13 protein-coding genes, 1 tRNA gene and 3 pseudogenes are annotated in these 24015 nt (G+C 69.9%); 9 read left to right on the top strand and 8 right to left on the bottom strand.

What is annotated here, in order from left to right; translation table 11 throughout:
- Positions 1 to 139 precede the first annotated feature (139 nt).
- The 3 genes from ACIBW9_RS14555 (at position 140) to ACIBW9_RS14545 (ending at position 9028) form a co-directional block, all read left to right on the top strand.
- Positions 140 to 6238, top strand: a complete 6099-nt coding sequence (locus ACIBW9_RS14555; protein WP_398954769.1) for a LamG-like jellyroll fold domain-containing protein — start codon at positions 140 to 142, stop codon at positions 6236 to 6238.
- Between the two features lie 274 nt (positions 6239 to 6512).
- Positions 6513 to 7988 (top strand): VCBS repeat-containing protein, encoded by a 1476-nt coding sequence (locus ACIBW9_RS14550; RefSeq protein ID WP_398954767.1) that lies wholly within the window; start codon positions 6513 to 6515, stop codon positions 7986 to 7988.
- Between the two features lie 86 nt (positions 7989 to 8074).
- The gene (locus tag ACIBW9_RS14545) at positions 8075 to 9028 is read left to right on the top strand and encodes a YIP1 family protein (protein WP_398954765.1); all 954 of its coding nucleotides are present in this window, start codon (positions 8075 to 8077) and stop codon (positions 9026 to 9028) included.
- 78 nt (positions 9029 to 9106) lie between these two features.
- On the opposite strand, the gene ACIBW9_RS14540 is transcribed toward ACIBW9_RS14545, so the two are convergent.
- From ACIBW9_RS14540 to ACIBW9_RS14525, 4 genes are all read right to left on the bottom strand, one after another.
- Positions 9107 to 9892, bottom strand: a complete 786-nt coding sequence (locus tag ACIBW9_RS14540; protein WP_398954763.1) for a calcium-binding protein — start codon at positions 9890 to 9892, stop codon at positions 9107 to 9109.
- Between the two features lie 91 nt (positions 9893 to 9983).
- Positions 9984 to 10493, bottom strand: coding sequence for a phosphoribosyltransferase (locus ACIBW9_RS14535; protein ID WP_398954761.1), 510 nt, complete (start codon positions 10491 to 10493; stop codon positions 9984 to 9986).
- 14 nt (positions 10494 to 10507) lie between these two features.
- On the bottom strand, positions 10508 to 11083 hold the full coding sequence (gene dcd / locus ACIBW9_RS14530; RefSeq protein ID WP_123966424.1) for a dCTP deaminase: 576 nt from the start codon (positions 11081 to 11083) through the stop codon (positions 10508 to 10510).
- Positions 11084 to 11159: 76 nt separating this feature from the next.
- Positions 11160 to 11288: a hypothetical protein gene (locus ACIBW9_RS14525; RefSeq protein WP_398955254.1), complete on the bottom strand. Its 129-nt coding sequence runs from the start codon at positions 11286 to 11288 to the stop codon at positions 11160 to 11162.
- Positions 11289 to 11596: 308 nt separating this feature from the next.
- Between ACIBW9_RS14525 and ACIBW9_RS14520 the strand changes: the two genes are divergently transcribed.
- A tRNA-Gly gene (locus ACIBW9_RS14520) sits at positions 11597 to 11670 on the top strand.
- A 159-nt stretch (positions 11671 to 11829) separates the two neighbouring features.
- A pseudogene (locus ACIBW9_RS14515) lies at positions 11830 to 12177 on the top strand (HD domain-containing protein); the annotation flags it as partial.
- 851 nt (positions 12178 to 13028) lie between these two features.
- Here ACIBW9_RS14515 and ACIBW9_RS14510 read toward each other — a convergent pair.
- On the bottom strand, positions 13029 to 13208 hold the full coding sequence (locus ACIBW9_RS14510) for a hypothetical protein (RefSeq protein ID WP_398954759.1): 180 nt from the start codon (positions 13206 to 13208) through the stop codon (positions 13029 to 13031).
- 432 nt (positions 13209 to 13640) lie between these two features.
- Here ACIBW9_RS14510 and ACIBW9_RS14505 point away from each other — a divergent pair.
- Positions 13641 to 13880 (top strand): annotated as a pseudogene (locus ACIBW9_RS14505) (mobilization protein); the annotation flags it as partial.
- A gap of 25 nt (positions 13881 to 13905) precedes the next feature.
- Here the strand turns inward: ACIBW9_RS14505 and ACIBW9_RS14500 are convergent.
- Positions 13906 to 17616, bottom strand: coding sequence for a hypothetical protein (locus ACIBW9_RS14500; RefSeq protein ID WP_398954757.1), 3711 nt, complete (start codon positions 17614 to 17616; stop codon positions 13906 to 13908).
- A gap of 234 nt (positions 17617 to 17850) precedes the next feature.
- Between ACIBW9_RS14500 and ACIBW9_RS14495 the strand changes: the two genes are divergently transcribed.
- The 3 genes and pseudogenes from ACIBW9_RS14495 to ACIBW9_RS14485 all read left to right on the top strand — a co-directional run bounded on the left by ACIBW9_RS14495 (position 17851) and on the right by ACIBW9_RS14485 (position 21647).
- Positions 17851 to 18762 (top strand): ribosome-inactivating family protein, encoded by a 912-nt coding sequence (locus tag ACIBW9_RS14495; RefSeq protein WP_398954755.1) that lies wholly within the window; start codon positions 17851 to 17853, stop codon positions 18760 to 18762.
- Positions 18763 to 19639: 877 nt separating this feature from the next.
- Positions 19640 to 19825, top strand: a pseudogene (locus ACIBW9_RS14490) (serine hydrolase); the annotation flags it as partial.
- A gap of 586 nt (positions 19826 to 20411) precedes the next feature.
- On the top strand, positions 20412 to 21647 hold the full coding sequence (locus ACIBW9_RS14485) for a cellulase family glycosylhydrolase (protein ID WP_398954753.1): 1236 nt from the start codon (positions 20412 to 20414) through the stop codon (positions 21645 to 21647).
- Here the strand turns inward: ACIBW9_RS14485 and ACIBW9_RS14480 are convergent.
- Both ACIBW9_RS14480 and ACIBW9_RS14475 read right to left on the bottom strand, forming a co-directional pair.
- The gene (locus ACIBW9_RS14480; RefSeq protein ID WP_398954751.1) at positions 21644 to 22783 is read right to left on the bottom strand and encodes a glycosyltransferase family 4 protein; all 1140 of its coding nucleotides are present in this window, start codon (positions 22781 to 22783) and stop codon (positions 21644 to 21646) included. The genes ACIBW9_RS14485 and ACIBW9_RS14480 overlap by 4 nt on opposite strands.
- Complete coding sequence (locus ACIBW9_RS14475; protein WP_398955228.1) at positions 22780 to 24015, bottom strand: polysaccharide pyruvyl transferase family protein; 1236 nt, start codon at positions 24013 to 24015, stop codon at positions 22780 to 22782. The genes ACIBW9_RS14480 and ACIBW9_RS14475 overlap by 4 nt, the downstream gene beginning before the upstream one ends.

Below are 24015 nucleotides of genomic sequence, written 5' to 3'. Positions count from 1 at the left end.
ACCCGGCTCACATCGGCCCACAGAATGCACTGCGGCGCGGGCCCACGGGGGGACCGCCTGAGACCCGCGAAGGATCCCAACCTCCATGCCCGCCTTCCGCATACGCATGCGCATGTCCCGACGCCACAGGTCCAGACCCATGGCCGTCACCGTCGTCGCGGCCCTGGCCGCCGGATCGCTGGGTGCGACGGTGCCCGCCCACGCGGCGCCCGCCGCGCCCAACCGCCCGTCCCACCCGAGCACCCACCGGCCCGCCGCGCGGCGTCTGAACGCCACCGAGTCGGCGTCCGCCCGGGCCAAGGCCACCGGCAAGCCGGTGACGGTCGATCAACTCACCGACACCGGCACGATGGTGGTGGCCAATCCCAACGGCACCTTCACCCGCACCGACTCCTCGATGCCGCAGCGCACCCGGCAGCACGGGAAATGGGTGCCGATCGACACCACGCTGGTGCGGCAGGCGGACGGGACCTGGGCGCCCCGGGCCGCCGTCACAGGGGTGACGTTCTCCGGCGGCGGCCCCGGCGCGCTGGTCACGATGAAGAGCGGCACGGACCGACTGGGGTTCTCGTGGCCCGGCACCCTGCCCGCACCGGTCATCTCCGGTGACACGGCCACGTACCCCGATGTGCTGCCCCAGGTGGACCTGCAACTGACCGCGGACGCCTCCGGCTACTCCTCGATGCTCGTGGTCAAGTCCCCCAAGGCGGCGGCCGATCCCCGTCTGCAGAGCCTCGCGCTCGGCACCACGTCGGCCAACCTCGAACTGGCCGCCACCCGCGACGGCGGTGCGCAGGCCAAGGACAAGCGCACGGGCGAGACGGTGTTCCACAGCGACACCGCGCTGATGTGGGACAGCGCCGGCCGCAGGACCGGCCCCTCCTCCCTGGCCCGCACGACCACCGACACCGCCGCACGGGCAGAGCACAAAGCGGCCGCCGAGGTCGGCAAGCATCGCGCCCAGGTCCGGGTGACCCTTCAGCACGGCAAACAACTGCTGGGCCTGGACCGGAAGTTGCTCACCGCCAAAAGCACCGCCTACCCGGTCTACGTGGACCCGGAGTGGAGCGGCAGGCCCTCCCAGCTGGACTGGGCACGGATCTCCGACAACGGATGGAACGTCTACAACTCGACGTCCACCTCGGGGTCGACCAACGCCCGTGAGGGGTGGGACAACTCCAACCCCGGCAACGGCGAGCGGGCCCGCACCTACTACCAGATGAACACCAGCGGCATCAAAGGCGCCGTGGTCACGCACGCCTCGCTGTATGTGAAGCAGCTCTCCGCCGCCTCCTGCTCGGACACCCCGGCCGCCGTCTACGGCACCGACCGACCCGCCGGCTGGAGCTCCTCCTCGCTGTACTGGGGCCACGAGCCCGGTGGGCGCACCGGCTCGCTGGGCACCAACCCCAAGAGCCACGAGGCCGGCACCTGCCCGGTCACCGACGGCGCCAACTCCTGGGTCAGCCCACCGTCACTGGAGTTCGACGTGACCTCCCGGGCGCAGAGCGCGGCGGCCGGCGGCTGGAAGAGCATGACGCTGATGGTCCAGTCACCCGACATGAACGACGCCACGCAGTGGAAGCAGCTCGCCTACGGCGGCGGCGCCACCATGTCGGTCACCTACAGCTACCGTCCCAAGCTCAAGAACGGCACCGGCACGCCCGCCATCAAGCCGTCCACCGTCAGCATGGGCAAGACGATGACCACCACGCACACCCCGACGCTCTCCGCGCGTGCGGTCGACCCCGACCTGGCCGGCGGCAGCGAACTGGTGCGCATCGACTACAACGTCTTCAACTCCTCGGGCACCCTGATCCACCAGGGCTTCGGGCCCAGTACGGACTCCAAGAAGCGGGCCCGCTACAACACCAACGGCAGTGACTGGACCACCCCGAGCCTGCCGGACGGCACCTACACCTGGAAGGCCACCGCGCAGAACGCAGCCGGTTACTGGGTCGGCCCCGGCTCCGGTGTCTGGACCAAGACGCAGACCTTCACGGTGGACACGAGCGCGCCCCCGGCCCCGACCGTGACCTCCAGTCAGTTCCCGGCCAAGCAGATCGGCGCCGCCTTCGGCGACAAGGGCACCTTCACGCTCGGCAACAACCACACCAACAACATCACCGGCTATCTGTTCGACCTGGACGGCACGCTCGGCAACACGGTCTACAGCAGCAGCGTCACGCACTGGACCACCGGTACGAAGATCGCGCCGGGCAAGGTCTACTACGTCACCTCCGACAACGGCCCCGGCACCGGCACCTCGGTCGTCAACGGCAGCGCCTCCCCCGCCTTCGCCCCCGGCACGGCGGGCCCGCACACGCTGTACGCCAAGGCCGTCGACCAGGCCGGCTCGACGTCCGTCACCCAGACGAGCTACGCCTTCTACGCCGGCACGAGCACCCCGACGTACGCCTACGGCGACAAGATGATCAGCGGCTGGACGGCGACCAACACCGACGGCACGACCACCGTCGTACCCAAGGCGACCACCACGTCCAAGGGCGGCCAGCTGATCAGCCAGCCCGCCTACAGCGGCTACGAGTTCGCCGACGGCTACCAGGCCATGCTCGCCAACAGGAGCACCACCTCGAAGGTGGCCGGCGGTGACAGCGCCACCTTCTCCTTCGACATCCCCAAGGACGGCCCCTGGAGCTTCGGGGTCAATCTGACCAAGGGCAAGGACTACGGCATCTACGGCCTGGTCCTGGACGCGGGCAAGCCCACCCAGGCCACGCTGATCAGCGGCCTCGACGCCTACAACTCCTACACCACCACCCGCTTCGTCAACCTCGGCATCCCCAAGGACACGAACGGTCAGCTCCTCACCCTCAAACAGGGCGTTCACACGCTGACCCTCACCCTGACCGGTAAGAACCCCTCCTCGACGGGCTACCAGGCCGGCATCGACGTGCTGCGCCTCGCTCCCGCGCTGACCTGTGCGATCAACAGCACCGGCAGCTGCCTGAACAACACCGCCACCAGCACCTTCACCACCACGACCAGCACCGCCGACGCCGACGGCTCAGGCAACAGCATCAACTCCGCCGATCTCACCGGCACATCCGGCTGGCAGAGCGGCAAGTCGGTGACTGTCGACGGGGCGAGCATCGCGCTGCCGAAGTTCGGCACGGGCACCTACGACAACATGCTGGCCTCCGGGCAGACGGTCACCGTGCCGGGCAGCGGCGCGGTGAACAGCGGCGGCTCCGTGGTCTTCCTCGTCTTCGCCACCGGCGGTGCGGCCAAGGGGGCCACCGGTTCCATCACCTACGCCAAGAACAACTGCATCGACCCGGCGAATCCCGCCGACCAGTCGTACACGCTGGACACCGTGCCCGACTGGATCAGTGGCCCCGCCTCCGCGGCCTCGCTGACCCTGGTCCACGAGAACCACAGCAACAACACCCAGACCAGTCCGGCTTCCGGCCCGAAGATCTACGCGGTGAGCGTCCCGCTGCAGTGCCCAGGCTCTGTCGTCAGCAGCATCTCCCTGCCGCTGTTCACCAACGGCGTCCAGGCCGGCCAGCCCACGCTGCACGTCCTGGGCCTGGGCTTGCGTCCGGTGACCGTCACCGGCAGCGGGACGAGCGCCCAGCACTGGGTCGGCACCTGGTCCTCCGTCCAGGACACCGCCAAGGTGCAGTTGTCCAGCGGCAGCACAGCCTCCGTCAGCGGACAGACGCTGCGTGTCCCGGCACACGTCAGCATCGGCACCGACGTCGGCAACGGCGTGCGCATCCACCTGTCCAACGCCCTCGGCGCCGGCCCGGTGACTTTCGACGCGGCCTCCGTCGCCCTGCAGGACGGCACGGCGGGCGGCGCCACGGCGGCCGCGGCTCCCGTGCCGCTGACCTTCGGCGCCCCCACCACCACCGCCATCACCATTCCGGCGGGCGGAGACGTCACCAGCGACCCGGTGACGCTGACGGTGCCGCAGCAGGCGACCGTCCTGGTCAGCCTTCAGGTCCACGGCTCCGTCTCCGCCATACCGGGCCACGCCGCGGCCCAGACCCCCGTGTGGGTCAGCGACGCGGCCAACCGCACCGGTGACACCGCGGCCGCCAGGTTCACGCAGACGACGTACACCGGTCTGCCGTACCTGGCCGGAATCGACGTCACCACTCCCGTCTCCGCCCCCACCGGCTCGCTGGTCCTCTACGGCGACCAGAACGTCAACGCCGACACCGCGAGCGGCGACGGGCGGCACCACCTGAGCGACGCCATCACCAACGCCATCGTCGGCGACCCCAACGGGGACGACACCGTCGACTACGGCATCCTCAACGCCGGCACCAACAGCAGCAGCCTGACCAACAACCTGCTGCCGCAGGGCACCTACAGCGACACCCCGACCAACGCCCTCAACCCGGTGGACCGCAATGTGCTGGCCCAGGGCAACGTGCGCACCGTACTCGTCTCCACCGGCGCCGCCGACCTGCTCAACTGCACCGGCACGGCCGACACCTGCGCCACCGGCGTCGAGAACGGACTGGCCGCGCTCAACAGCGAGTTGAGCGCGTACTACACCGACGACGGACAGACCTTCGTCAACGGACAGCCGGTCACCCAGAACTCCAACATCACCGTCTACCTCACCACCATCCCGCCGTTCACCGCCGCCCACGCGGGCACCGCGACGCAGGAGGCCGCACGTGAGCAGGTGAACAGCTACCTGCTCGACAACTTCCCGAGCCAGGTCATCGACTTCGCCGCGGCGGTCTCCACGGACGGCACGGCCACCTCGTCGACCGTGAAGGCGGCCGACCTCTCCACCGGCAACCCGTCGAACGCGTACTACGACGACCTCGCCGCCCGCTACCTCAACGACACCAACACCCAGGTCGTCAGCATCGCGCCGAACCTGATCGTCCCGGAGGCCACCGGCAGCGACACCCCCGACAACGAGTGGGAGCTGGCCACCGACGGCACGGACGCACGCGGCGACAACCCGTTCACCGCGGTCGGCGGCGCGACCTTCGGCTCGACCGGACCCGACGCGGTCAACGCCCCGGCCACCGCCACGCACTTCGACGGCAGCACCGGATTCCTCGAGAGCGACCACACCGCCGTCAACACCCTCACCGACTACACCGTCTCCGCGTGGGTGAAGCTCGACTCGGCGGACAACCCGGCCACCGCCATCTGTGAGGGCACCAGCCAGCACCAGGCGTTCTACATCGGATACGACCGGGGCAACAAGGGCTGGATGTTCCAGACCACGACCACCAACGACGACAGCGCCGACTTCCCCACCGCGGAAGGAGACGCGGGCACCGGCGTCCTCGGCACCTGGACCCATCTCCTGGTCACCTACACCGCCCCCGTCGACGGAGACGACGCCACGGGCACGATGTCGATCTACCAGAACGGCACCCTGATGGGGACCGCCACCAACCCCACCCCGCAGTACGACTCCTCCATGCCGCTGACCGTCGGCGGCTGCGTCAACAGCCCCGACGCGACCTCGCCGTACAACGCCTTCCCCGGCTCGGTGTCCGACGTGCGGGTCTACCCGTACGCGATGACCGCGAGCGACGCGGGCGCGAACAGCGTGATCGTCCCGGCCGGCTGGGACAAGGGCATGCCCGAGGACGAGTGGAAGCTGGCCGCGGACGGGACCGACAGCGCCTCCCTCAACCCGTTCACCGCAACCGGCAGCGCCACCTACGGCACGGACGCGCCGAGCGGGCTGTCCGGCAGCGTCGCCTTCGACGGCAGCACCGGCTTCCTCAAGAGCAAGCAGAGCGCGGTGAACACCCTCGGCGACTACACCGTCTCCGCCTGGGTGAAGATCAACTCAGCGCTGGGAACCGCCGCCCTCTGCCAGGGCACCACCACCCACCAGGCGTTCTACCTCGCCTACGACAAGAGCAACCAGGGCTGGATGTTCCAGACCACCACCAGCAACGACCCGAGCTCCGACTTCCCCACCGCGGAAGGAGACACGGGCACCGGCAAGGTCGGCACCTGGACCCATCTGGTCGCCACCTACAGGGCACCGGTCGCCGGGGACCCCAGCACCGGAGTGATGGCCCTTTACCAGAACGGCGCCCTGATGGGCACGGCCACCAACCTCAGCCCCCAGTACGACTCCTCCCTGCCCCTGACCATCGGCGGCTGCGTCAACAGCGCGGCGGCCACGACCCCGTACCTGGCCTTCCCCGGCTCGGTCGCCGACGTCCACGTCTACCCCCGGACCCTGACTGCGACGGAGGTCGGAGCACTGCACTGACCCCGCGGCAACCCCGGTGCCCCGCCGCTCCCACCAGGAGCGGCGGGGCGCACAACTCCGGCCTCCGGCCACGCCAGTCACAGGAGCCACAACAGCCACATCGACCTCAAAGCTTTGCCGAACTCACGTACAACCCTTACGGCCCGATGTGGGTCTCCTGATCGCCGACCGACCCATGAACCCGAGGACAACTCCCGGCGAACCCGGGTCGGCGCACCCCACCGACTGCGGATGCCCGCCAGGCATCCCCCGCATGCCGCAGGAGAAAACCCGCATGCACAAGCCTCTGCGACTCGCCCTCGCGACGGCCACCGCCGTCGCTCTGACGGGCGGTCTGCTCACGTTCTCGGCCGTGAACGCCACGGCCGCGGACTCCACCCACGTCCCGCAGGCCGACTTCAACGGCGACGGGATCGGCGACGTCGCCTTCTCGGCCTCCGGCGCCTATGTGAACGGCCTGAAGAACGCCGGCCAACTGGTCGTCCTCTACGGCACCTCCACCGGCCTCTCCTCCGCCAAGCGCACCACGCTCAGCCAGAACAGCGCCGGAGTCCCCGGCGCCTCCGAGGCCGGTGACGCCTTCGCCTCGGACACCGCGTACGCCGACTTCAACGGCGACGGCTACGACGACCTGGCGGTCAGCTCCCCGCACGAGAAGGTCGGCACCGACGCCGACGGCGGCACCCTCGCGATCCTCTGGGGTTCCAGCGCGGGCCTCACCGGCAAGGGCGTCACCGTGTCCGACCCGGCCCCCTCCAGCCACGACCTCTGGGGCAAGAACCTCGCGGCCGGCGACTTCGACGGCGACGGCAAGGCCGACCTGGCCGTCGGCAGCTCCGCCTCCACCATCTACGTCTTCAAGGGCGGCTTCAGCTCCACGGGCACGCCCGGCGGCCGCTACACGATCAAGCCCGCCATCCAGAGCGGCGGCGGCGCCAACGGGCCTCTCAACCTGACCGCCGGCGACATCAACGGGGACAAGCGCACCGACCTGGTCGTCGACGGCTTCGAGACGCAGACCGCCTACGGCTGGAACCGCAACTACTACATCCCCGGCAGCGCGAGCGGCCTGAAGGTCGCCTCCGCCAAGGCCCTGAAGCCCGGTGTGATCACCGCCATCGGCGACATCAACGGCGACGGCTACGGCGACATCGTCAGCGGCGCCAACTGGGACGCCACCACGTCCGACGGCACGACCGTCCCCGACTCCGCCAAGGGCGGCAAGGTCTGGGTCACCTACGGCACCGCATCCGGCCCCGGCACCTCCACCGGCATCACCCAGGACACCGGCAACGTCCCCGGCTCCTCCGAGTCCAGGGACATGTTCGGCTACGAGCTCGACCTGGGCGACATCAACGGCGACGGCTTCCTCGACCTGGCGATCGGCGTCGCCGGCGAGGACCTCGGCAGCAACGCCGACACCGGTGCGGTCACCGTCCTCTACGGCACCTCGAGCGGCCTGGACACCACGTCCGGGGCCCAGTCCTTCGCCCAGTCCACCCCGGGCGTGCCGGGCGACGACGAGGACGGCGACATGTTCGGCATCGACCTCAAGCTCGACGACGTCACCGGCGACGGCAAGGCGGACCTGACCGTCGGCTCCGCCGAGAACGGCGGCGACGGCGCGGTGACCTACCTGCCCTCCGACGGCACGAGGATCACCGCCGCCGGCTCCCGCGCGATCACCCCGAACACCTCGGGCGTCTCGACGACCGGCACCCCGTACTTCGGCGCCAACTTCGCGGACTGACCCGCCCCCCAGCAGGAGCCGGGCCCTCACCCTCGGGCCCGGCTCCTCCTTCTCCCTAAGGGGTCCCCTTACCGTCCCCTTAAGGGATGTCACAGCTCGGCAGCAAACCCGGGCCCGAACCACCGGGCCCTGCACCTCGATCTCCAGGACCAGGTACGTTCGAAGACGTGGCTGGATTCAGGATCGGACGCGGCGCCCGGAACAACGGCGCTCCGCAAACGCGACCGCAACAACCCCCGTACGGACAGCAGGGCCCGTCGTACGGCCGACCCGCGGCACCGCAGTACGGGAACGGCGGCGGCCAGTGGCCGCAGGGCAACGGCGGCGGATACGGCGAGCCGGAGTACTTCGGCGACGGCGGCGCGTACGCACCGCAGGGCGGCCCGGACCCGTACGCGGCCAACAACCCGGGCCACACCCAGGCGTTCACGGTCGGCGAGGACCCGTACACCCAGGGCGGCACCTACCGCGCGGGCTCGGCCCCGGCGGCCCCGGCGGGCCCCCGCCTGCACTGGAAGGACCTGCTGAGGGGCATCGTCCTCTCCCCCGCCCAGACCTTCCTGCGGATGCGGGACTACACGATGTGGGGCCCGGCCCTCATCGTGACCTTCCTCTACGGCCTCCTCGCGGTCTTCGGCTTCGACGGCGCACGCTCGGACGCGATCAACGCGACCTTGGCGAACGCGGTGCCCATCGTCCTGACGACGGCCGTCGCACTGGTCCTGTCGTCCTTCATCCTGGGCGTGGTCACCCACACCCTGGCCCGCCAGCTCGGCGGCGACGGCGCCTGGCAGCCCACGGTCGGCCTCTCCATGCTGATCATGTCCCTGACCGATGCGCCCCGGCTGGTCTTCGCCATGTTCTTCGGCGGCAACGCGACCTTCGTGCAGGCCCTGGGCTGGGCGACCTGGGTCGCGGCGGGCGCGCTGCTGACGGTGATGGTCAGCCGCTCCCACGACCTGCCCTGGCCGAAGGCCCTGGGCGCCTCGGCGATCCAGCTGATCGCCCTGCTGTCGATCGTGAAGCTGGGCACGTTCTGAGAGCCCTAAGACCTCCTACGACACGAAGGGCTCCCGGCGCACTGCCGGGAGCCCTTTGCGTACGTGGCCGTCACATGACTACCGGACGTCCACGAAGTCACCGGCCGCGTTGACCGCCGGAGTCGTCGCCGTGCCCGCGAAGCTGTAACGGAAGTAGCCGTCGGTGGCGGCGGTGACGGTGGCCCTGAGGCCGCCCGTCGAGTTGGTCCTGACCGTCTTCACCGTGGTGTAGGTGCTGCTGCCCTTCTTGCGGAACTGCAGCTTCACCGGCTGGTTCGCGTAGCCGTGGTACAGGTTGTCCTCCCAATTGGCCCGGGAGAGCTTGCCGGTGACCGTGAGGGTCTTGCCCTTTTTCACCGGCTCCGGCGAGGCGTTGACCGTCAGCGTCGAGGCGCGCTGCACCTTGAAGGTGGTGGCCGCGTCCCGGTGGATGTAGTCGAAGTCGTTGGCGGAGACCAGTGTGCCGAGCTTCCAGGTGGCCGCCGCGTTGTTGTCGACGAAGCCGGTCGCCGCCTCGGGGTCGAACGTCAGCGTGCCGGAGCAGGTCGACGTGGTGTCGCTCACCTTGACGCAGGTGATGTCGCCGTCGTCGTACCAGATCTGCGCGAAGTTCGGGGTCGGGCCCTGAGCGTGGATGTACGTGGTCTTCTTGATGCCCGAGTCGTCCGACGCGGTCACGGACACCTTGACGGTCACCACCTTGGTGGTGCCGACCACGACCGGCTTGCCGCCGTTGACGACGACCTTGTCGATCGTGATGTTGCCCGAGCCGCCGTCATCCGCCTGCGCGGCGGTGGCACCGGCCACCCCGGCAACCAGCGCGAGACTGGTTCCGAGCAGGGCAAGGCGCGCGGTTGTACGCATGGATGGTTCCCCCACTGAATCTTGATCGGTCAGAGGGAGCCTATGGCGTTGGCCAAAGCTTCACCAGGCGGTTGTTTCCACAACTCCCCGCTCAGAGCGCTTCCTTGTTCTCCTTGGCCGCCTCTCCCGACTTGTGCACCGGGGGCAGCACGCTCCACGGGAAGTTGATCCAGGCGTCGGTGCGCTTCCACACGTACTCGCACTTCACCAGCGACTGCGACTTCTCGTAGACGACGGCGGAGCGGACCTCGGCGACGGTGTCGAGACAGAAGTCGCGCACCAGCTTCAGCGTCTTGCCCGTGTCGGCGACGTCGTCGGTGATGAGCACCTTCTTGTCGGAGAAGTCGATGGCGTTGGGAACGGGAGCGAGCATGACGGGCATCTCGAGGGTGGTGCCCACGCCCGTGTAGAACTCGACGTTCACCAGGTGGAGGTTCTTGCAGTCGAGGGCGTACGCGAGCCCCCCTGCGACGAACACGCCGCCGCGCGCGATGCTGAGCACGATGTCCGGCTCGTACCCGTCGTCGGCGATGGCCTGCGCGAGCTCGCGCACGGCCTGCCCGAATGCCTCGTAGGTCAGGTTCTCCCGCGCACCGCTCACCGCGCCCACTCCGCTCACACCTGGGTCCGGTGGAAGTTGAGGTAGGACCGGGAGGCGGTGGGACCGCGCTGCCCTTGGTACCGGGAGCCGTACCGCTCGCTCCCGTACGGGAACTCGGCCGGCGAGCTCAGCCGGAACATGCACAGCTGGCCGATCTTCATGCCCGGCCACAGCTTGATGGGCAGAGTCGCGAGGTTGGAGAGCTCCAGCGTCACATGCCCGGAGAAGCCGGGGTCGATGAACCCGGCGGTGGAGTGGGTGACCAGGCCCAGCCGCCCGAGCGAGCTCTTCCCCTCGAGCCGCGAGGCAAGATCGTCGGGAAGCGTGATGACCTCGTACGTGCTGGCGAGGACGAACTCCCCGGGATGCAGGATGAACGGCTCGTCGCCCTCGGGCTCCACCAGCCGCGTCAGGTCGGCCTGCTCCACGGAGGGGTCGATGTGCGGGTAGCGGTGGTTCTCGAACACCCGGAAGAACCGGTCCAGCCGCACGTCGACACTCGAGGGCTGCACCATGGATTTGTCGTAGGGATCGATCACCACCCGCCCGGCGTCGATCTCGGCCCGGATGTCCTTGTCTGAGAGAAGCACGCCCTGAGGATACGCAAGGCGCGCGGACCGGCCACAATCCAGCCACCCGCGCGCCCGCTACCGCTCTGCCCGGCCCCTAGTGCTTCTGCCGCTCCAGGGTGACCGGCACCACACTGCGGAGCCGGGCACACCGGGGGCAGCGCAGGAGCCTGCCGGGGCCGAGCCGCTCGGCCTGCTGCATCGGGAACGAAGCGGTGCTGAACACGTGCCCATCGGCACAACGGACGACGGTGCGCTCCATCAAGTCCAAGAGTCCCTTCCCCAAGAGCCGCGTCCGGCTGCTGATCACCTGACGACAAATGCCACATTACGGGATCAAAGGAACGACTCTCCAGGGGGCTCTCCGACCTCCCCCGGACCCTCACCCACCCCTCCACGGTACGCCCCAACTCCGGCCCCCCGCAGCCTCATCGCCCCCCGAAACGCACACGGGCCCCACGGCTTCAGCGCCGGGGGCCGGGGATGAGGTAAGGTGACGATGCGTTCGGACACCGACTCCGGTCGGCGTCTTACGCGGGTGTAGTTTAATGGTAGAACATCAGCTTCCCAAGCTGAGAGCGCGAGTTCGATTCTCGTCACCCGCTCCAGATTGAAACCCCAGGTCAGCGGCCTGGGGTTTGTTTGTTATCTAGTCCAATTTGAGGGTGGCGTGCCCTCTGCGTGCCCTAAGGTGACCCCAAGGGGACGCCTCAGAGGCATTCGGCGGTCGCTTTGGGCAACGTGACTCCCGGGTGCCTCTCCCTCCTGTGAACTACCTGGGCAGGAAGTACGCCCCGCAGGCAGACCCGCGAGCAGTCACCGAGGACCAGGTCGCGGGCATGCCCGAGATCCTCGCCACCGCGGTACGCGAACTGGTCGCGGAATACGAGGCAAAAGAGTCCCCGGAGGCCCTCTGCGCCCGGGACGCCGACAAGCTGGAATGCATGATCCAGGGCATCGAGTACAAGGCCCAGGGCTACGAGAACGCACAACGCTGGATCGACAACAGCCGCCGACGACTCACCACGAAGTCCGCCAACGAGCTCGCCGACGCGGTGCTTGCGACCGAGTCTCTGGACTGGCTGCGCGCAACCCTCGGGGAGACACAGAGCTGACCTCGTCCGACGGATCCGGCACTCAACCCTCGGTGGCCCCGACCGGGTCGCCCGAGCGACATCGCTACCCGAACCGCAACCCGAACATCACTACGCTGACCGGCGGGATGCCCCGGCGAAGAGGGAGACCATGACGTACGACGGCGACCGCATCAAAGCGCTGCTGGACGAGGGCATCAGCGACAAGGTGTACCCCGGCGCCGTGTGGGCCATCGGCGACGCCAACGGCATCCACGCCCAGGGCACCGCCGAGGACCCAGTTCCCGGGATGCGAGCTCGCGCACGAGACACTGCTGCGCCATTGGCCCGAGACGCGGGAGGCCATTGCCGAGGTCCACGCGCGTCAGGCCGCCGACCGGCGTAATAGATTCAACCGTCGCCGACACTGGAGCCGGGCTCGACATCGGCCACCCGCAACGGGGTGCCCTTGGGAGCAGCCAGGAACTGAGGTTGCCGCCGAGCGCCTTGTGCTTCTGGGAGAACCACAGTTCGTTTCCGTGGTCACGGCCGGTTGGTGGCAGGCCGGTCCGTATCGACTTCGCCTTCAACGCGACGCAGGGCTTGCTCGCCGCAATCACGGCTGCGTAGGGCCCCGCCCGTCCTGATCACGGGCAATCTCTTCGTCTTGCTAGCCCTGTTCGCCCCAGTGCGGGCCAGGCGACAGGGCTCGACGCGGATCAACCGTCACTCGGCTGCCTTGAACATCGAGGAACAAGAGCGCAACCGCCGTCCCGGCTGCCTCCGTCCTCGTCTGACAGCGCGGCTCAACCCAGCATCACCCGCGCCAAGGTGCTGTTCAGTGCGGCTACTTCACGCCAACTACGGTCAGCAGAGCGCAGGTGGCGTCGAGATCACGCCCACCACGCCGTCGCCGACGGGATGCACTCGGCTGTCGTGCGCGCGGTCAAGCCCTCCACCACCGATGAGCCGGGCTCCTCGGACGCCGCAACGGGCGCGTGCTGCGGCGTCGCCGCCTGCTGCACCTCGGACGAGCAGGCCACCGATCCCGCCACCACAGTGGCGGAAGCCAAGGCCGCCTCTGGGTGCGGTTGCCAGGGATGACCAAGAGGCTCACCCGCCATTGGTCTTGGGCGGGTTGGCCTGCAAGGTCGGCTGGGTCGCGGTTCAGCAGGCCATATTGCGAACGTGCGTCAGCTCTGTGGTGGATTTTCTGCCGAATGTGACTTGCGGTGCGACCGGAGATTCACCGTTCGTCTCACGGCTACCGGAGTACCGCAAGCGGACGCCACTCGATCATCAGTGTCGAGGACATGACGACACCCCTTGCCGGCAGTGCCTTCGACTTGCTCCGCCGCGACGCCGTACCCGCCCAGGGGGCCCTGCGCCGGGCCTACGCATTCCCCAACGGCTCGGCTGTGCGCACAGTGGCTTCGGCAGAGGGCGTGATTCGTCGTCTGAGAGGGGGTGTGCAGCGACCTGACCTGTAGGAGTCCTTCGGTCCCACCCTCGTCCGCGAAGACGCCGCCGCCCCGACCATCACCGCTCCGGCAAACGCGCCCAGGCCGGAGCCCGACTCATCGCGGCCGACTACAACCTGGGCCCGCGCCAACCCCGGCGACGGCACCGCAGCGAAGCGCACTCCCGGCGCCCAATGGCGCAAGGCCGAACGCCTGGGCGAGAACGCAGTGCTGCCCTCCGGTGACCTGAAGGGCCACGAGGTCGCCGTGCCCGGTGATCGCAACGCACAGTGGCCAAGGCCGCTGCTCCTCATGCGGGGCTGCACACCCGCCGGTACGGGGCGTCAGGAACATAGGTCTGCCACTGGGCCGGGCCCAGGCCGGACCCGCCCGTGCGGGCGCACACCCGCGACAGGGCGTGGGCGGGGTCGAGGTCGTATCGCTGGAGGGGTACATGGGCGCTGCCCGCGTACAGGGTGGTGCCGCGGGCGTCGAACGCGAGGGTGTACACCGCGTCCCCGGACGTGGTGAGCAGCCCGCCGATCGGTTGCCCGGTCGGCACGTCCCACAGTTGCAGGCCGCCGTTGCTCCCGCCGACCGCCAGCGTGCGCCCGTCCGGGCTGAAGGCGAGGGCCAACACCTCTTCGGGCCGGCCGACGAGCGGGGGGTTGAAGGTATTGGGCAGCACGCCGAGCCGGTGGCGCAGTTCGCCGTCCCACAAGGTGACACGGCCGGTCTGGTCGCCTGCCGCCAGGCGGGAGCCGTCGGGGGCGAAGGCCAGTGCGCCGAGCGGGCTTCCCGCGGCGAGATCCAGCGCGCTCGCCCGCCAGGACGGCGGCCGAGCCACGGTGCCGTCGCCCGCGAGCAGCCGTCCGTCGCCGCGGAGCGTCGGCTGGTCCCCGGCCGGGTCGCCGCGCAGCACCTTGATGCGTCGTCGGCTGCGGGTGTCCCACACCTCGCGGAAGGATCGGTCGTCGTCGCCCATGCGCGTGAGATGGAGGGTGCGGCCCCCTGGGCCGAGCGCGGCCTCGTCCACCGAGGCCCCGGAGAGGTCGAGTGTGGTGACGACGTGCTCGTGCGGCACGTCCCAGATCGTGAAGGACTCGGTGCCGAGCGTGTGCCCGGCCGCTGTGACGCCGTACCCGAAGCGGGTGCCGTCCGTGCTGAACACGAGGAGGAGATCGATGTCCTCCTCAGGAATCGACGGCATGCGGGCCGGCAGCGGCGGGAGGGTGCTCAGGATGCGCCCGTCTGCGGTGCTGCACAGGCGGAAGAGGTAGCGGTCATGGGTGAGCTCGGCGGTGGCGAAGGTACGGCCGTCGGGGCTGAGCACGACGTCCGTCAGTGCGTTCGGGCGCCAGGCGGCGGTGACGGCGGCGCCGAGGTCGAGGGTGTGGATCGTTCCGCCTTCCAGATAGCGCAGGATGTGGCCGTCCGGGGCCAGGGGCTGAGCGAGGCCGAGTTCCTGGTTGTCCAGGGAGGCCCGGAACACGGGCCCGTCCGGGTCGGTCAGCCGCCACACCTGTACCTCCTGCGGCGTGGCCAGGGCCAGGAAGGCACCGCCCGCGGTGAAGGCCACGTCTTCCGCGCCGGGGGCATCCAGGTCGGCGATCCGGTGGCCGGACCTCAGGTCCCAGACGCGCACCCCCTGTTCGGTGACGGCAGCCATCCGGTCGGCGTGGATGGTGAGCTCCGTGGTCCCGACGCGGCACAGCCGGTCCTGCTGCCAGGCACCCGTCAGCGGGCGGTTCGCCCTGGTGTCCCACAGGCTGGGCGACCGCCCGGCGGGGCAGGCCGCCGCGTATCGTCCGTCCTCGCTGGCGGCGCTGCCCGTCGACTCCGGCGCCGGCGCCTCGAACAGAGTCCGGCCGTCCGTGACCGAGCCCAGCCGGAGCCGTTCGCCGTCGGTGACCAGATAGGCGCGGCCGTCGTCCGTCAGGTGCACGTCCCCGTTTCTGGGAAGCACTGCGGAGGCGGCGGTCCACCGGCCGAGGGAGGTGTCCCACAGCCGTGTTCCGTCGTCACGGCTGATCGCGAGCACGCGCGCGTGCGGGCCGGCCGCGGTCACCACGCCCTGCGGGAGTCTGCCTTGCCCGGTACGGCGATGGGAGGCCACGTCCCAGCGTCGCCAGGTGCCCCCCGCGACGCTCACCAGCGTGCGTCCGTCATCGGTGAGCAGACGGTCGGGCGCGTCACCGGGTGTCGGGTCGGTGAAGGTGTCCGACTGGGGCTGGCTGAGGGAGCCGAGCAGTGCCCGGCGGGTCTCGGGCAGCCGGGCGATCCGCCAGGACGCGGCGCCGAGCACCAGCGCGGCGCGCGGATCGGTGGTGCCCAGCCCTTCTGCGACGGACGCCACCCGACGGGCCGCTTCCTGGACCCGTTGGCGCACGTTCTCGTCGTGCTCGCGCCACATGACGAGGGCCGTCAGCAGCGCGATCGCCAGCACGGCGGACAGCGACCCGGTGAGTATCCGATGGCGACGGCTGATGCGTGCGGCGTTCCGGCGCTCAGCCTCTCTCACTTCCTGCGAGGCGGTGAGGAAGTCGCGCTCGGATGCGTTCAGAGCCGAATCGGTCGCTGGGTCCGGGAACAGTTCCGCCGCCCGGGCCAGCTGCGCGCCCCGGTACAGGGCGCCGGAGCAGCGGCCGTTCTTCAGCCAGACGCGGGCCGCCTCCGAGAGCGCCCGGTGATCGCGCAGCCGCTCCCGGTCCGTCTCGATCCATCCGTGCAGCCGCGGCCAGCAGCTGATCAGCGCCTCGTGCGCCAGCTGCAGCCCGTTCTCGTCGGCGGTCAGCAACCGCGCACGGGTCAGCCGCTCCGCCACCACCTGCGCGTCCGGGCACGGTGACAGCTCCCCATGACTGACCGGTCGCCGGGTGTCGGGTGTGCCCTGCCCCGGTACGACCATCCTCAGCAGCAGGTGCCGGGCCGCCCGCGCCTGCTCGGGCGACAGGGTGCCGTACACCTCCTCGGCGGTCGCGGCGATCGCACCGTGCAGTCCGCCTGCCGCCTCGTAGCCGTCGAAGGTCAGCATCCGGCCCCGGCGGCGGCGCCAGGTCTCCTGCAGGACGTGCGAGAGCATCGGCAGTCCGCCCGGCTCGGCCAGCACCTCCTCCACCAGCCTGGCGGTCAGCGCACGCTCCACCAGATAACCGGCGGCCTGTGCCGGTCCCACCACCGCCTCGCGCAGTTCTTCGGCGGTCATCGGACACAGCAGCAAGCCCGACTCGTTCAGCGCCTGCGCGAGTGCGGGGTGTTCGGCGCAGCGGGCGTAGAAGTCGGCGCGTACGGCGACGAGCACGCGCACTCTGCCGCCCGGTTCGCGCGCGGCGAGCAGCATCTCGATGAATTGGGAGCGCTCCCGCAAGTCGTCGCAGAGGGTGAAGACCTCCTCGAACTGGTCCACGAGGATCCAGCTCTCAGGTTCGCCCGGGGCAGGACTCAGCAGGTGCCCGTACGTCGTCGCCGGGCTGGCGCCAGGGGTCAGGATCCGCAGTGCGGCCGGGGCCGGCCGTCGGGCGAGTTCCTCGCGCAGCCGCGGCACCAGGCCGGCGCGCAACAGGGAGGTCTTGCCGCTGCCCGAGGGCCCGAACAGCACCGCGAACCGGTGCTCGCACACCAGCTTTCCCAGCTCATCCAGCATCCGGTCCCGGCCGAAGAACAGGTGCCGGTCCTCCGGCTCGAACCGGGCCAGACCGCGGTAGGGGACCGGGGTCGTCTCCCGGGGTTCGCCCTGTGCCGGGCCGTCCTCCTGCTCGGCCTCCCGCCGGGCCTCCTGCCAGCGAGGCCGCCAGGTGGCCGGGTCGCCCCCACAGGCCCGCACATACGCCTCGACGACGGGGAGCGCGGGCAGCCGTTCCCCGGCGGCGGCCTGTGACAGCGTTGTCGCGCCGCAGCCGACCGCCTTCGCCATTGTCCGGTACGCGGGGCTGCCGGCGGCGCTGCGCAGCTGCCGCAGCTCGTGAGCGAACCGCGCTATGGGCCCGGCCGACGGGTCCACCGGCCTTTCGGGGCGCCCCATCTCGTACCTCCGTACATCAGGCGAAAACGACATCGAGCGATATCAGCAGCCATGACCATAAGAGGTCGGTCATGACGGCTGAGTTAATCAGGAGTGACGAGCGACGACTCCGATCAACCACACGATGTTGATCCGGCCGGTGGACGGGCCTTCGGATCAAATTTCGCGCTGCCAATGTCGGTGCAGCAGGCCGGACACCCCTGGCCCACCGACCACGCAGACGGAGAACACGCAATGTCTCGAGCACGCCTCATCCGCAGGATCAGCACCTCGGCCGTACTCCCGGTCGCACTCGCCTCAGCCGTCCTCGTCGCCGGGGTGGGCGGCAGCGTCACCACGGGGGCACAGCACACGACGCTCGGCGGGAACGTCCGGCTGGCGAACGCCGTGGTACCGACCGACGGCTTCAGCTACGACCTGAACGGCCTCTACGGCAGCAACGCCGCCGACGCGTACAACGGCATCATCAGGGACATCCGCGGCCGGCTGCGCAGCGGCAACCAGTACGGGAGCATCGCCCGGACCGAGAGGGGCAACGACTTCTTCGACCTGACGTTTGCGGTGGGCCAGAACAGCGTCACTCTGGTCTTCAACGCGCGGAACCTGTACGTGACCGGCTGGCGGAACAACCAGACCGGCAGGTACATCCGGCTGGGCGAAGGACCGACCAATCTCCCGGGGCAGAACGGTCCTACGGAGAACCGGAACTGGCTCAACTACGGCGACATGGAGCAAGCCGGTCAGATCGACCGCAGCACCCAGGGCATCACCATGGCGTCCATCCAAGGCGCGGTCAGCGACTTGGCAAACGGCAACTGGCGGGACAGTGCGCGGGGCCTGCTCGTCCTCGTCCAGGCCTTCGCCGAGGGCGCCCGCTACGACTTCATCTCCTACCGGATCCAGCAGGCGATGCGCAACAGCGGCATCTTTTACTCGGGGACCTGGGACGCCGTCAGCGCCAACGGCCGGGGCGATGAGTTCCACGTGTCGGGCCTGGCACTGGAAAACAACTGGGAGGCCCTGTCAAACGCCGTCCAGAACTACACAAACCGCGGCATTCCTATCAACTTCGCGATCGGCGACGGGCGGTTCACCACCATAGCGGCGCTCGACGCCCAGATGGCCGTGTCGCTGACCTGGTCGTAGGGCAGGAGGGCTCTGCCCCCGGTCGCGGTTCTCCCGGCGGGGGGGGGGGGGGGGGGGGGGGGGGGGGGGGGGGGGGGGGGGGGGGGGGGGGGGGGGGGGGGGGGGGGGGGGGGGGGGGGGCGGGGGGGCGGCGGGGGGGGGGGGGGGGGGGGGGGGGGGGGGGGGGGGGGGGCCGCGGCCCCCCCGCGCCCCCCCCCCCCCCCCCCCCCCCCCCCCCCCCCCCCCCCCCCCCCCCCCCCCCCCCCCCCCCCCCCGTCCTGAGCGTTCCCTGCCCCGCCGGAACCGCCCGAGGACAAGTGGGTCCGTGGAGGGTGGTTCTGTTGATCAGAGCATCTCCAGTGCCCTTGGCGCCGAGCAGACCGCCCCCTTGGAGCGCCGTGCCCATAGCGTGCCCTTGAGAGCGGAAAAGCAGGGTCAAGAGCGGTGCGAACCGACCCGCCCAGCAGCGAGGGAGATGGCGTCTGCCCAGGTCAGAGACGTAGCGCCCGCCCAAGCGCCGTCGCTTCCCAAGCTGAGAGCGCGAGTTCGATTCTCGTCACCCGCTCCATGATGGACCCCCAGGCCAGAGACCCGGGGGTTCTTTGTTGTCCAGGCAGATGGGCGGGGGCCGCAATTTCTGCGGTGAGCCGGAGTTGGTCGGCCGCCCGGTGGGCCGGTCGCCCCGTGCGAGCGCCCCGTCACCCTCGCCATGGCCGGCGTCTCCCACTGAGCCAGAGGAACGGCAAGTACCGGCTTGGTCGAACCGCTCATCGACGATGAGGCGTTGCACTCAGCCCTCGGTGCCCCGGCCGGGTCGCCCGAGCGACGTCGCTACCCGAACCGCAACCCGAACGTCACTACGCTGACCGGCGGGATGCCCTCGGCGAAGAGGGAGACCATGACGTACGACGGTGGCCGCATCAAAGCTCTGCTGGACGAGGGCGTAAGCGACAAGGTGTACCCCGGTGCCGTGTAGGCCGTCGGCGATGGCGCCGGAACCTCGGCCCACGGCACCACCGAGGTCCTCGCCCCCGACGAGCCGGGTGTGCCGATGCGCGCCGACACCGTCTTCGACGCCGCCACATGAGGTTCGCGCACATCGTCCCAAGGTCTGCCACCGGGTGAAATAGCCGCACCTCGCCGATCCCTGCCGTCGGCGAAAGCATCCGTATCCGCGCGTCGTGGCCATTGCAGTCCGCGCACCTCCAGCCACCGGCCTGCCCGGCGACCGCGGCCCGGGCCGCCAGATACTCCTGGTACTCGACAGCCGCACTGGCGTCGATGGCGACGTGCTCCTCAAGCGCCCTGGCGCGCAATTGCCCGGGATTCAGCGCCCCGTGTCCAGCACGTCCCGGACCGTACGACAATTCAGGGCCTGATCAAGCACTCGCCCGAATGCCGCACTGATCTCCGTCCCGTCCGATTCCGACCGCAGGGCCCATACGATGTTCGGGCCTCCCGGCGCACCGGAGTCCCTCCGAGGAGGGAGCGCCGCGACACGAGCGGTTATGCAGAGACCCAGTGGGTCAACGGCCACATTCCGATCCATCACGGCTTCGCCACGATTTCTCCATCTTGGTTGAAACCGCGATTAGGCTTCGCAGGTGTCTCACCAGTCCATATCACCCGTGTCCGGACGCCGGCGCTTCCTTGCCGCATATCGATCGGGGATGAAACGACGCTTCCTCGGCGCGCTCGTCTCCCTCGCCGTGCTTGGTGGCGCCGTGGCCGCCGTTGTGTTCCTCACCGGCGTCGATTCGCCGTCTCGTACGCCTGACGACGGGATCGGGGCGCTGGCAACTGCGCCGGGTTCGGACGCCTCTGCGGCGGATGGCGGCCGCGAGCGGGAACTGAGGTTCGGGCTCTCGTTCGGCGACACCCTGACCTGGATGACGGACGCGGAACTGGCCAAGGCGATGGATGACGCTGAAGAGTTGGGTGTCCGCTGGCTGCGGGTGGACCTGTCGTGGCGGACCATCCAACCCGACTCTCCGAGCCAGTACCTGTGGGAGCGCTTCGACCGTGTGGTGGACGCGGCTCGCGCACACGGACTGGACGTCCTGCCCACGATTTCCTACACCCCGCGCTGGGCCGCCGACCCGAACTGCGCAAGCACAAGCCAGACGTGCCCGCCCGCCGACAACGGCCGATTCGCCGAGTTTGCGCGGCAGGCCTCCGAGCGGTACGCGCCCATGGGCGTCCACACCTGGGAGATCTGGAACGAGCCCAACATCAAGCCGTTCTGGCAGACCGGCCCCGACGCCGGCCGCTACGCCGCGCTGCTGACCACGACCGCTCCCGCCATCCGCTCCGCCGACCCCGGTGCCTACCTGCTGCTCGGCGGGCTCGCCGCCGTGGACACGATCCCGTCCAGGCAGTACGTGTCCCACAAGACGTTCCTCGCCGAGCTCGGTCGGCTCGGAGCTTTGAAGCAGGTGGACGCCATCTCGTACCACCCGTACACCTATCCCCTGCTGCCCAGTACCAAGACCGCGACCGGTACGCGCTTCGAGGACATCGATCGCACCAAGGACAATCTCGTCGCCATCCTTGCGCGGTACGGCGAGCGGGGCATGCCGATCTGGCTCACCGAGACCGGCGCGCCCACCTGGTCTCAGGGCAAGGCGGCGGACACCACGTCCGCCCAGGGCACCGCGCACGTCACGCCGCGGCTGCAGGCCGAGATCGCCAGCGACACGGTGACCGCGGCGGCGGCGATCCCCTCGGTGGACGTCGTGTTCTGGTTCTCGTACCAGGACGTAGCGCCCGAGAGTGCGACCAGCCGCAAGTCGCAGCACTACGGGCTGACGTACCACGACGGCCGACGCAAGCCCGCCTTCGACGCCCTGAAGCAGGCCATCCGCGCCTACCAGGAGAAGCCAGAGAGGAAGGAGAAGCAGAGCTAGAGGGTCCGGAACAGCTCCAGGTACCGCGCGGTCAGATGCGGCCAGGCGTAGCGCTCCTCAGCCGTACGCCGGCCCGCCGCCCCCATCCGGTCGGCGAGGTCTCCGTCGGCCAGCAGCTTGGTGCACGCCGCGGCCAGGGCGTCCGGGTCACCGGGGGGAACCAGCAGGCCCGTCTCGCCGTCGGCGATGACGTGGGGGATGCCGCCAACGTCCGAGCCTACGACGGGTGTTGCGCAGGCCATCCCCTCCACCAGCGCCATGCCGAAGGACTCGGCTTCGGTGAGTGACGGCAGGGACAGGACGGATGCCGTGCGCACCGCCTCCGTCAGGGCCGTGCCGCTCAGTGCGCCGGGGGTCTCCAGCCGGTCGGCGACGCCGAGTTCGTCCGCAAGCTTACGCAGGTCGGGCAGAGCATCTCCGTCGCCGACCAGGCGCAGCCGCGCCTCAGGTATGTCGCTCGCGAGCCGCGCGAAGGCGCCGACGAGCACGTCGACACCTTTCCACGCCGAGGAGCGGTCCATACGGCCCACGTAGACGATCGTGCGGGCCCGCCGCGAAGCCGGCTCGCCCGGAGTGAAGCGGTCGGTGTCGACGCCCGGCGTGATGCGTACGGCGTGGGGTTGGCCCTCGGCCAGCGATACCGGCGACACGGCGACCAGGCGGCGGGCGCGGCTGAAGACCCGGGGCAGCAGGACCTTTTCGTACAGGCCGATCAGTCGGTCTGCGAGGGCGCTGCCAGGCTCGCCCTTGTGCATCGAGCCCGCGTGGTACGTCAGGACGGTCGGCCGGCGGCCGGCCCCGGCGATGGCAAGGTCGCCCAGTCCGGGCACCGGCGCATGCGCGTTGACGACGTCGGCGCCGGTCCGCCGCAGCCAGCGGCGCAGTTGCAGGGGCCACAGGGGGCTGAGGGGAGTGTTGGACAGCTTCAGCCAGGCACCAAGCCTTATGACCCGGACGCCGTCCTCAGTGGTGACGCGGGTGCGCAGTCCCCCGTCGAGGCGCGTGGTGATCACCACTGCGCGCAGACCGGGATCGGCAGCGACGGCGGCCGCCAGGCGCGCGGTGTACTGCTCCACTCCGCCGATCTTCGGTGGGTAGTACGGGGTGACGATCGCGATCGTGCGGCGGCTGGTCACACCGCCTCCCGCAACCGGGCAGGCAGGGATCGGGCGCGGGCGACGTAACCGGGCAGGTTCGCGTCGAGGATCCTGCGATACGCGGCGGGATCCTTCAGCAGCGGTTCCACCAATGACCACAGCCTGTCGTGGGTGACGTCGGCGATGGGCAGGACCCATTCGCCAAGTCCCAGGTCGGCCATGATTCCGCGGGTCTTGTGCTCGTACTCGATGGCCACGCACGGGACATCACTGGTGAGCGAGAAGATCACCGAGTGGAAGCGGGTGCCGATGAGCAGGATGCACTCGTCGTAAAGGCCCTTGAGGTCGCGGTAGTCGACGACCTCGTCGACCATCAGCGGGCCACTCGTGCAGTATCCGGCGATCCTGCGCTCGCAGATGCGATCGTCGTCGCCGAGGTAGTCGGTGCTGACCTGGGGGATGAGAACCACGCGGACGCCGGTGGCCTGGACGGCGTCGATGGTACGGGCGAGTTCTTGTTCGTATCGGTCTTGGGCGGCAGGGGCCAGCCAGCGGCGGGCGGTGACACCGACCAGCCGCTCGTTCGGGCCGACGCCGAGCCGGGCCCGCCAGTCGATCCGCCGCTCGGGCTCGAAGGCGAAGCCGGCGTCCACGGCCCGCTCGATGCCGTCGGCCGGGATACCGCACGCCCGCAGTTCACCCACGCTGACGTCCTCGCGCGCGAGCACCGCGGCCGAGCGGCGCATGACCCGGCCGACCAGTCGACGCTGGGCGGCGGCCGGGAACGGGCCGAAGGACTGCGGGGCCCAGACCACCGGGACACCCGCCTTCTGTGCCAGCAGCGCCGGGAGCAGCACGAAGAACACGTTCTGGTATCCGTCGAGGCCGGGGCGGGCCAGAACGTAGCCGCCCCCCATGGAGACCACCAGGTCCGCCCGCATCACGGCGTCCGCCTCGCGTCGGGCCTCGGCGGGCAGCACGCACAGCACCGTGCGGGCAAGCAGCCGGGGCAGCGCCACAGCGGCGGCGCCCGCCAGGCCCAACAGCGCCTTGCGCAGAAGGCGGCGAGGCAGGGTGACGGTGCCGTCGGCGACGTAACGGCGGATGGAGCCGATGTTCCGCACAGCCTCGAATTCCGGGTGCACGGCCGCGTCCTCCATCCCCGCGATCACCACGTCGGCATCGGGGAAAGCCTCTTGTACGTGGCGAAGGCAGACGGAGAGCAGTGCTGCGTCGCCTGCGTTCTCGCGGACGTACGCATTGATCACCAC

Source organism: Streptomyces sp. NPDC049541, from assembly GCF_044465725.1.
Classification (GTDB): domain Bacteria; phylum Actinomycetota; class Actinomycetes; order Streptomycetales; family Streptomycetaceae; genus Streptomyces.
Note: the sequence above shows the minus strand (reverse complement) of the source record. Positions and strands in the feature narration are given on the sequence as shown.